Here is a 746-nt window from a genome sequence, read left to right as displayed (position 1 = left end):
GGCGACGACGTGATCCTCTTCGGACTGTCCGCGGTCCGCAACGTCGGCACCAACGTCGTCGAAGCGATCATCCGCTGCCGCAAGGCCAAGGGAAAGTACGCCTCCTTCCCCGACTACCTCGACAAGGTCGAAGCGGTCGTCTGCAACAAGCGCACCACCGAATCCCTCATCAAAGCCGGCGCCTTCGACACGATGGGCCACACCCGCAAGGGGCTCACCGCCCAGTACGAGCCGATGATCGACAACGTGGTCCAGGTCAAACGCAAGGAAGCCGAGGGCCAGTTCGACCTCTTCGGCGGCATGGGCGACGACACCGCCGACGAACCCGGCTTCGGCCTCGACGTCACCTTCACCGACGACGAATGGGACAAGACCTACCTGCTCGCCCAGGAACGCGAGATGCTCGGCCTGTACGTCTCCGACCACCCCCTCTTCGGCCTGGAACACGTCCTGTCCGACAAGGCCGACGCGGGCATCGCCCAGCTCACCGGCGGTGACTTCTCCGACGGCGCGGTCGTCACCATCGGCGGCATCATCTCCGGCCTGCAACGCAAGATGACCAAACAGGGCAACGCCTGGGCCATCGCCACCGTCGAAGACCTCGCCGGTTCCATCGAGTGCATGTTCTTCCCCGCCACCTACCAGCTGGTGTCCACCCAACTCGTCGAGGACGCCGTCGTGTTCGTCAAGGGCCGCCTCGACAAACGCGAAGACGTCCCCCGCCTGGTCGCCATGGAACTCCAGGT

1 protein-coding gene is annotated in these 746 nt (G+C 64.9%); it reads left to right on the top strand.

Annotated elements, in window-relative coordinates; genetic code table 11:
• Nucleotides 1-746, top strand: a 746-nt coding sequence (locus FGD71_RS34900; protein ID WP_240436913.1) for a helix-hairpin-helix domain-containing protein, incomplete at both ends; no start/stop codon positions are given.

Source organism: Streptomyces sporangiiformans, from assembly GCF_005768555.2.
GTDB classification, from domain to species: domain Bacteria; phylum Actinomycetota; class Actinomycetes; order Streptomycetales; family Streptomycetaceae; genus Streptomyces; species Streptomyces sporangiiformans.
Note: the sequence above shows the minus strand (reverse complement) of the source record. Positions and strands in the feature narration are given on the sequence as shown.